The sequence below is a fragment of the Peribacillus sp. P4_B1 genome (assembly GCF_056402395.1).
This window is the reverse complement of record NZ_JBFUHM010000090.1, coordinates 1-9187: the sequence shown is the minus strand read 5'-3', so window position 1 is coordinate 9187 and position 9187 is coordinate 1. Positions and strand designations below refer to the sequence as shown.

6 protein-coding genes and 2 pseudogenes are annotated in these 9187 nt (G+C 41.5%); all 8 read right to left on the bottom strand.

What is annotated here, in order from left to right; genetic code table 11:
- Window positions 1–342 precede the first annotated feature (342 nt).
- The 8 genes and pseudogenes from AC1DVK_RS25680 to AC1DVK_RS25645 all read right to left on the bottom strand — a co-directional run bounded on the left by AC1DVK_RS25680 (window position 343) and on the right by AC1DVK_RS25645 (window position 9140).
- Window positions 343–1851 (bottom strand): glycoside hydrolase family 32 protein, encoded by a 1509-nt coding sequence (locus AC1DVK_RS25680; RefSeq protein WP_477627704.1) that lies wholly within the window; start codon window positions 1849–1851, stop codon window positions 343–345.
- Between the two features lie 141 nt (window positions 1852–1992).
- Window positions 1993–3456: a glycoside hydrolase family 68 protein gene (locus tag AC1DVK_RS25675; protein WP_089365038.1), complete on the bottom strand. Its 1464-nt coding sequence runs from the start codon at window positions 3454–3456 to the stop codon at window positions 1993–1995.
- Between the two features lie 145 nt (window positions 3457–3601).
- Complete coding sequence (locus AC1DVK_RS25670; protein ID WP_477627703.1) at window positions 3602–4876, bottom strand: ABC transporter substrate-binding protein; 1275 nt, start codon at window positions 4874–4876, stop codon at window positions 3602–3604.
- Window positions 4876–6042 (bottom strand): response regulator, encoded by a 1167-nt coding sequence (locus tag AC1DVK_RS25665; RefSeq protein ID WP_477627702.1) that lies wholly within the window; start codon window positions 6040–6042, stop codon window positions 4876–4878. The genes AC1DVK_RS25670 and AC1DVK_RS25665 overlap by 1 nt, the downstream gene beginning before the upstream one ends.
- Window positions 6043–6047: 5 nt before the next feature.
- Entirely contained in the window at window positions 6048–7850 is a 1803-nt protein-coding gene (locus AC1DVK_RS25660) for a cache domain-containing sensor histidine kinase (RefSeq protein ID WP_477627701.1), read from the bottom strand.
- A gap of 259 nt (window positions 7851–8109) precedes the next feature.
- Window positions 8110–8477, bottom strand: a pseudogene (locus tag AC1DVK_RS25655) (iron chelate uptake ABC transporter family permease subunit); the annotation flags it as partial.
- Window positions 8478–8557: 80 nt separating this feature from the next.
- Window positions 8558–8788: pseudogene (locus AC1DVK_RS25650) on the bottom strand (alpha/beta fold hydrolase); the annotation flags it as partial.
- 142 nt (window positions 8789–8930) lie between these two features.
- Window positions 8931–9140, bottom strand: a complete 210-nt coding sequence (locus AC1DVK_RS25645) for a hypothetical protein (protein WP_477627700.1) — start codon at window positions 9138–9140, stop codon at window positions 8931–8933.
- Window positions 9141–9187 lie beyond the last annotated feature (47 nt).

The following is a 9187-nucleotide window of genomic DNA, read 5'->3' as shown; positions in this document are numbered from 1 at the left end:
GAATATAAATCCATCTATATGATAAAAGACCATTATTTATTGTTTTATCAAGGATTATAAAAGGACGCCAAAGAATTATCAAAAGTTTTTCTACGTCTGTCACAAAAACTTAAAGCTGCCTAATATTTTTTTAAAAAAACTATTTGATGGTTTTTTTGTCATGAGCATTTTTAGTGTTACCTTAGCAAATTAAAGAGAACACACTTTAATATTATCTCTTGCGCGCTTAGCTTGATGGCGATGTGGTGGTACCCCTTTTAGTAAATGTACATATTTGAAGGAGTCATTTCTTATAAAAGAATGTATGTGTACTCATATGAAAGGTATCTGCCAAGATGAGGTTCAATTAATCGGATCAAAATGTGTAACCTTCATATTCTTAAAGATCGTTTTGCCGCCCTCGGAGAAGAGAGTAATTCCTTTATCTTCAGCATGAGGGAATATTAAGTTTGAATAAGCAACCTTTCCATCATCCACAAAAACTTCAATACTCGTTTTATCGACGAGAATCTTTAAATGAACCTTCTTCTTACTGACATCAAATGGTGCAGTACTTTCAACCAGCTGATTCGTTTCGTCAGGTTGATCTGTGAATACCCGATTGACATAAGAGTAATTTCCTTCTGCAGAAATGCCTACGTCAACGTGGCGTTTTTGATCATCTGACTCCCTGAGCCTAAATCCTGCAGTCTTAAAATCCGACCATGAGAGATCTGCCTCTATTTGATAGGCATCTCCTTTAACATCAAGTGTTTCCGAGCCATCCACTTCGATTTTATCAAAAGAATTCGTTGAGCTTGTCAATTCTTTTAATGCTTCTGAAGGTTGTGAAGAAAGATAATACTTGTTCTCTCCTTCACGCTTTAGTTCAATTTGACGGACGATCGAATCCATTCCGTTAAACCCTTCTTTTAATGTCGGCGTATTGTTGGCGTAGGCCCAGTTATTCATCCAAGCGAGGGCATAGCGTTTGTCTAATTTGTCACTTGCCTTGCCATCTTCAAACGATACTCCGCCATACCAATCGAAACCGTAGTCTAGCCATTGGGGTTCATGGTTATCTAGAAGAAATTCCGTTCCATTAAACGTTCCTGTCCAGTATGCATAGGTGTTGGGTTTCCCTGCTGCTTTTCCGTTTGCACTGACGCCCAGCACCCACTTTACTGTCCCGTCATCAGCGCGGATCTGGTAAAGGTCAGGGCACTCTAAAACTCCAATGTTCTTAGTGGAAAAGCTGCTCGTATAGCGCCAATCTTTCAGGTTATTAGACTCATAAAAAACTATTTTCGATCCTTCGGCCAAGGTCATGACCCATTTTTGATTTGTATTATCCCAGATGATTTTTGGATCTCTAAAATCCTTCGTTCCTGGATTTTTCATAATAGGCTCGTCACTGTAAGAGGTAAACGTATTTCCTTTGTCCGTGCTGTACCATAGAAATTGTTCTTGTTTCTGGCCATCCTTAGAAGGTTGTGTTGCGATCGCCACAAAAGCCCCTTTTCCAAACCCAGCTGTATTTTCCGTGTCTATAACGACTGACCCTGTCCATGGATCCCCATTTTGATTCGTATATTTTGGAATGGCAATTCCTTCATCATTCCAGTGAATCAAATCTTTAGAGGTGGCATGTCGCCATTCTGTACCATTGCCATCCGGGTAATCTCCATTATAGAGGTAAAAATAATGATAATTTCCTTCATAGTAAACGGGCTTCTGTGGATCGTTTTTCCAATGATCAGGAGAAGTAAAATGATAGGCAGCCCGGTAAGAGTGCTTTTCTACCTTATTTGGCTGATTAGCTTCGTTTGTTTTATAAAATGAATGAATCAAAATTCCTGTGCTAATAACCATCCATAATCCAAGAACGAATAATCCAACCATCTTATATTTCTTTTTGTTCACTTAAACTCACCACTTTCCTCTTTTAAAATAGAAAAAAGAAAATGCCAAGTTTTCCTGACATTTTCTTTTTCTTTTTCTTTTCACTGGTAATTACTTAACCGTAATCTGGCCTTGTTCAAGAATACTGTCTTTTACTACTGATGTTTTTTCCCCTTTAATGTTAAGCTGGAAGCTTGGGGCAAAGGTAGATTTATTGTCTTCAAAATAACCTCTGTTTGTCATGTAGCTAGTCACTACAACATTATCACTGTCAGCCTGCGGGATCGCATAGTGTGCATAGTTCCAAGTGATGTCATATGGATCTAGATCCTGATGCAGGACGATGCCCGTTTTATTTAATGGCTTATATGGGCCAGTTAAGGAATTTGACGTGTAGCCTAACATGTAAATATCTTGATTACCGATTCCATCAATGGTCATTTTTGATCCTCTTGAACTTGTGAATAAATACCACTTGCCGTCCTTTTTAAAGATGTTTGGACGTTCGATTTCATCTGTGACCGTATTTGAAACAATCAATGGCTTCATTTCTTTTTTCAATGTATAATCGTCGTTTACTTCAATAATTCCAATTGCACCGTTTGCAAGTTCAGCTAATTCTTTTTTAGGGCTTTGCATAAGTTTGTTTTTTTCACCTTGGAAGAAATTATTGCTGTTGCCATAATAAGCTCGATTGTATAGCGATTCTTCGCCTTGGTAGCCATATTCTGTACCCGTATTTGCTTCAAATACAAGGTATTTGCGGCCGTTGTCTTCTACATAGTGAGGGTCTCTGAAGGTATGATTATCAGCGGAATTTCCGTCCTCTACAAATTTATCTACAGTTTGATAGTACTTGCTGTCTTTGCCTTCATAGATGGATTTGTAATCCTCAACACCATCCACTTTTAATGTTTCAGAATCTGGCTCTGAAAGGTTTACTTGAGCGGTTGTCAAGGTTTGTTTCCCATAATTTCCTGACTCAGGTATATACGGTTCACGATTTGTATAGAATAAGCGAACTTCCCCGTCCTCAGTGAAGGTTGCAGAACCTGACCACTCTTCGGCTTGCTCTTTTAGGTAAGGATCATTTGGAACGTTTTTATCATTGTCATCAAATACTCTTCCAGCATTCTTCCAAGCATCAAGGGAGTTGTCGCCCACTTTTTTGTAGAATATGTAGATGAACGTATCGCTCGCGTTTTTAGGATCGCCTGCTAATCCAAAAACGATATGATATCCTTTGTACTCTGCAACAGTCCCGTCAGCGTTTTGCAATGGCCATGTATCCCACACATCTAAATCAATGGTTTCGCCTGATTTCGTTACTTTTTTGGCAGAAGGGATGTTTTTAATTGTGGATTCGTCAAACTTAGGAACGGCATATCTAGTATCACCGTGCTGATTAATCATATCTTTCATAGCTGATCGAGTGATTTGTGAAGTATCGTACGTTTCCTTGTAATCTGCCGGATCCTTTGAAGCTGCAAATGATTGGGTAACAGTACCGCTTAATAGAATGCCAGTACTGAGTATTCCTGCTGTTGCCTGTTTGGCAAGCCTGCTAAAGTTCATAAGTCTTCCTCCTCGTTTTATGTGTTTGCTAGTACAATAGAATTATAGGCGATTCCTGAAAAGAGAGGTATGCCACATATTGATTGGAATTTAGTCGTATATTGATATCGCAATTGCGGAAGGCAAAAAAAGCCCCGGCAAGAGGCTATTCCTTCGAAAACCTCTCCCAGGACTTCTGATATTCATTGAGCAGCTGATGGCGGTTCAGCTGTTTCCCGACATAGAGCTGAGTCGCGGCTCCGAATTCCTCTCTAATTTCAACAGGGAAGTGAGACCAGTTAGATGGGACGGTGTTTCCATCTTTGTAATTTCGAAGAGTTTCTTCTGCGAGCGGCCCTATATCATCAGTTTTAATGTTCTTAAACGCAGGAATGAATTTGAATTCTTCCGTCATGAACCGTTTTCCTTGTTCTGACATCACCATCCAATTTAAAAACTTCTTGGCTTCTTTTTTCTTTTCAGGAATGGACTGTTTATTTACGGCCCAATAATTTGGAACGCCGACGACAAGGGCTTCCTTTAAAGGTCGGTCATTAATCGGAATCGGCATAAAACCAAGGTTCATGTCAGGCGAAGCTTGATCGATCATCGGCTGAATCCAGTTGCCTTGCTGAATGATGGCTGCTTTTTCGGAGGTAAACAGATTCACTTCCATTGTATAGTCCGTTGACAGTGGATTATCATTTCCGTACTTTATGGTGAGATCCAGCAGTGCAAGGAGATCCTTGAATGTTTGATTGGTACTGATTTTTTCCGTTCCGTTATTTAAATTTCTTATAAAAGCATCAGTATCCTTTTGCTGGGCAAAAGCAACATTCATTAGATGGTCGCCCAATTCCCAGTCTTCATAGTAGCCTGTTGCAAAGGGAGTAATGCCTGCATTCTGCAGCTTTTCGGCAGCTGCTGTCAGTTCAGAAAGAGTGGCGGGCTGTTCAGTAATGCCGGCTTGTTTAAATAGATCCTTATTATAGATAAAGCCATACCCTTCAAGGTTAACCGGCATTCCGTAAATTTTCCCGTCCAATGTGACCGGCGTCAGGGCTTCTTTGTATGCTTGATTAATCCAGGGCTCCCCTGAGAGATCCTCCAGATAGTTCCGCCATAGCTTGGCATTTTCATAGCCGCTGTTTGTAAAGATATCCGGACCAGTGCCGGTCGCCATTTCGGCTTTTAGGTCGGCGAGGTCATCCATTGCGCCACCAACAGTATGTACCCTGATATTGACGTGAGGATTTTCCCGTTCATAAGCACGCGTCATTTCTTCAAATTGAGTGGAGATTTCCACTTTCGGATTCCTTAAATCCAGCGTGATTTTCCGCTCTGTCTTTTCCGTTTTTTCTGGTGGGGCTTCGTCCTGACAAGCAGAAAGAGACAGGCTGACGGCTCCGATTAACAAAAGGGATAAAAACCTGTTTTTCATCATGTCACCCCTTTAGATTCATGTTGATCGTTCTTATTCCTGAACTCAAAAGGCGTCATGCCGACGACCTTTTTAAATAGCTTTGAAAAGTAGATTTCATCTTGATAGCCAAGCATGGTCGAGATGGAGTAAATGCTTTTGTCTTTTTGTTGCAGCCACGACTTTGCCTGTCTGATTCTAAGCTCCGTGATGTATTTGGACAGGGTCATTCCGGTTTCTTGCTTATACTTTCTTGAGATATGCTCGCGGCTTAAGAAGAAAACATTCGACAGCTTTTCCAGACTCAAATCCTCCATATAATACATGTCAACATAGGAAACCATGTCTTCCATGCGGCGAGCGGCATCTATTTCATCCAGACGGTGGATGGATCGGAAGTTTTGTTCCTCGAGCTTTTTCTGCAGAGCCTGAAACGAGGTCCTGATATCCGATAAAGTTTCGACCTGCTCTTCAGTTACGAGCCTTACAGGGATATCGAACTCCTGGCTGATCCATTCCTCAACGGAGAGCCATTGATCGTGAATGGTGATAACAAGGCAGAGGTTAAGATCCGTCTGCAGAGAAAACGCATTTCCTAATTTGCGGTCCGTAAGTTCATCTGAAAGCTTTTGAATATAGAGATCCGGATTGTGCATCTGGTAAAAGGAGAGCAGTGTCAGCTTATAGCCCTCCGATTCAGGAAGAAACTCGGCAAGGCTGATTGCATCTGAACGGTCCCCCAGACATATCGCAGTGGCTAACTGGTTTCTCCGCAGTTTTTTCACATCTTCCAGCACTTCAGCATGTTCAAAGTCGTCCTTCCAGGCTTGTACCGATTTTTCCAGAGTATGATTGAACGCCTCATACTCAATCGGCTTCAGCAGGTAATCAAAGCTGCTGTGCTGAATGGCTTTCCGCATATAGGAATAATCGTTATATCCAGTAATGAAAATAACTTTCCCCGGATAGGAGATGGAATCCAGCCACTCAATCAGTTCGATTCCGCCCATACCGGGCATTTTCACGTCTGTAAAGATAATCTCAGGGCGTTCTTTCTCAATCAGTGATTTTGCCTCATGGCCATTTTTCGCTTCCAATAGCTTGGTGATGCCGTAAGTTTCCCACTTGCCTAAATGGCGTATGACGTCCCGCACATTGAATTCATCATCGACAATCAGTGCTTTCACCGTGTTCATCTCCTTTCCCGAAGTAAGTCTTTATCATTCCCAAGGTCGGTCTTTATCGGGATCCTCATGCTGACGGAAACCCCTTGTCCGTCATTAGAATCTACTTTCATTTCTGCACTTGGTCCATACCCTAGAAGCAGCCTGTCACGAATATTCTTCAGGCCTATATGTTCATGCGAATAAGTCCCTTCGTAAGGGGGTGTATAGATATGTTCCCGTAGAGTCTGAAGCTCTTCTTCCGTCAGACCCGGACCATCATTCTCTACAGTAAAGCACAGATCGTTTCCTTGTTTTTCCCCGTTAATGGATAAATGAGCGTTGCTGTAACCTTCCTCATACGTGTGTTTAAAGTAATTCTCTGCTAGGGGCTGCAGAATCATACTTGGAATTGTCATGTCCAAAATGGATTCATCGATATTGACCGAGTAACTTACATTTTCACCAAAACGCTCTGTTTGAAGGGAGAGGTACGCTTTTGTATACTCAGCTTCATCCCGAACCCTTACCCATTGATCTGCCTGCATTGAGTAGCGCATCATTTTGGACAGCGAAGTCAGCAATTGATAGACCTTTGGTGCATTCGACCTGAGGGCAACAGCGCCGATGGATTGTAAAGCGTTAAACAAAAAATGAGGATTAACCTGTGATTTTAACGCCCTGAACTGGTTCTTCCTGTTTTCAATTTCAAGCTTATATTCTCGGTCAATGTGGGAATTGATCCGGTTCATCATGTCCTTCATGTGTGACTCCAAATGGCCAATTTCATCGCTTTTGGTATCATCAAAGGGGACATTCATATTTCCGCCTTCAATGGAGCGGACTTTGCTGCTCAGCCTCGTAATGGGACGGGTAATCCTATTTGAGATAATGCATATCATCAGCAAACCCAGTATTCCTACGCCGATGCCGACAAGGATATTGGTATAGGCGGTTTTCCTGACATCTTCAAATAAAGCCTGACTCGACATGACCTTAATCAATTTCCAGCCGTTCAGTGACCCTGATAACTCCTTTGATAAGATAATATCGTCATCATGCCGGCTCCTATTCCCCTCAAGACGTTGCTTTTCATCGGTAGGAAGAGGTTTTCCAATCAGGGCACGATCGTTTGCATACATGACGCGATCTTTTGAATCAATAAGCAAAACAGAAGATTCGTCTCCCTGGACAAGGTTATTGCAAATGCGGGCGTACTCGCCCAAATCAATGTCGATTGTAATCATCCCAAGAAACTTTTTAGAAAGAACGTCTATAATTTTGTGGTGAAAAGTCATCACCATCGTTTTGTCCGATTTTGGAACAATGGCTGCATTATTGTAATTCTCAAGAGTGTGGGGCGGCTCAATCAAATATTGTGAGTCAGATGTATACAGCTGTTTGATCGGGTCCTGGTTAAGAAAATTCGGCTGATACCTGTGTGTGCTGATCATTGCATTATAGACAGTAAATGACTCATTGTTTTTAGCAATATAGAAACGGATTTGCCGGAATTCTTTTCTCATTAGATAAAAGGTTTCGAGACTCTTTTTCATGGTCATAGGGCTGAAATAAATGGAGTCTTCGAAGCCATTATTAAAAATCCGAAACAGATCAGGGTTGCGGTACAGAATATATGGAAAATCAATCATGTCGTCAAAATACTGCTCCAGTTCATCCGCATTCTTCTGAAGCTGCTCCCGGCTGTTTTCAAGTTCATACTGCTCCACACTGTTTTTTGTATAAGTGTAGATGAAAAAAACGGACAGGAAATAGGGCAGAACGATGAAAATCAGCAGCATGATCAATAAACGGCTTTGTATACTTTTCACAGGAGGCACCCCCTTTCGCAGAAGGCTCTTTTTTTAGTCTGATCTTATCTTCTCACTTTAGCATCCTAAAACTATATCAAATCAAAAAACCAAGTCAATCATGCTTAAGTAGGATTTGTGTAAGTGCATGTATCGTTATATATCGCAGTTCGGGCTTATATTATGTTCCAATCTGCGCTGCGCCAGAGATTTGAAGAAGATGAGGCAAACAAAAAAGCTGAAGACATCTTCAGCTTTTACAAAAATTGTGCTTTTTCTCCTACTTCTCTATTAAAGCGATCATAATCCCCGCAGGTATACCTTTGGGTTCAAGTATGTTTCTTCCGATGGTATCTGCCAGAAGCAGCAGCCAGGCGCGGATCAGATTCGCTACCGGCAGGAAGAGCTGATTTCGAAATCCGACCAGAGCTCTTGCAAAGTGCGGAGCCCTGAGCCAAACGAAGGCGATGCCTCCTGTAACAAGGACAGCTGCTGCAAGTGCAGCCCCCATGGAAGGATGGCCAAAATGAAAGGCCAGTCTGCAATAAAAATCCACCTTTTGGCGATCAGCAGATGAAATAAGGACAATCATTAGACCTGAGAGGGCCATAGAAATCCCACCCCGGTTAATTCAAGTTTGACTGGCTGCCCGGAAATGGGAAATAAATATAAAAGTAAGCCTTTGTCACTTTGGGCAAAGGCTCCTTTTTTGACGAGTTTCTTCTATATTAACCTTTTAGAAATGTTAGCAGCTTTTTGGGGTGAGTTGCGTTTAATCCATGCGGACCACCCTTTATTAGAGCGAGCTTACTACCAGGAATGGAATCAAATGTACGTTTTCCACTTAACTCAAAAGGTACAGTTGCATCAGAGTCACCGTGAATAATAAGAGTAGGTATATTGAACTTTTCCAAGTCCTTTCTAAAATCTGCCTTACTAAAGGCCGTTATACAATCGAGCTATCATTATCCCTAAAACAAAGATTATGAAATCCTGCGAATAAGCAAGTATTTGTTAGAAAATCGCATTAAACTGTTGAGTGGAAAAGAAAGAAGGATTTGAAAATAATATTGAAATATCCATAAAAATTAGACCCTTTATCTAAAAACATTTTAAAATATGGCTGTTTTCACATACTATGTTGCTATTTACCAGGTAGTGAGTTGTGGTTGATTTCCCCTCCAGATGCTCGCTTTCCTTGGTGCGGGCGGTGAGCCTCCTCGGCGTAAACGCCTCACCTGTCCCGCTGCTCCCGCAGGAGTCTCGCACTTCCGCTCCAATCAACCTTAAATAGTTTCGTTTTAAAAACAACAATCTTTACGAAAAGAGCCTAAAATATAAAACAGTGGGAAATGAAT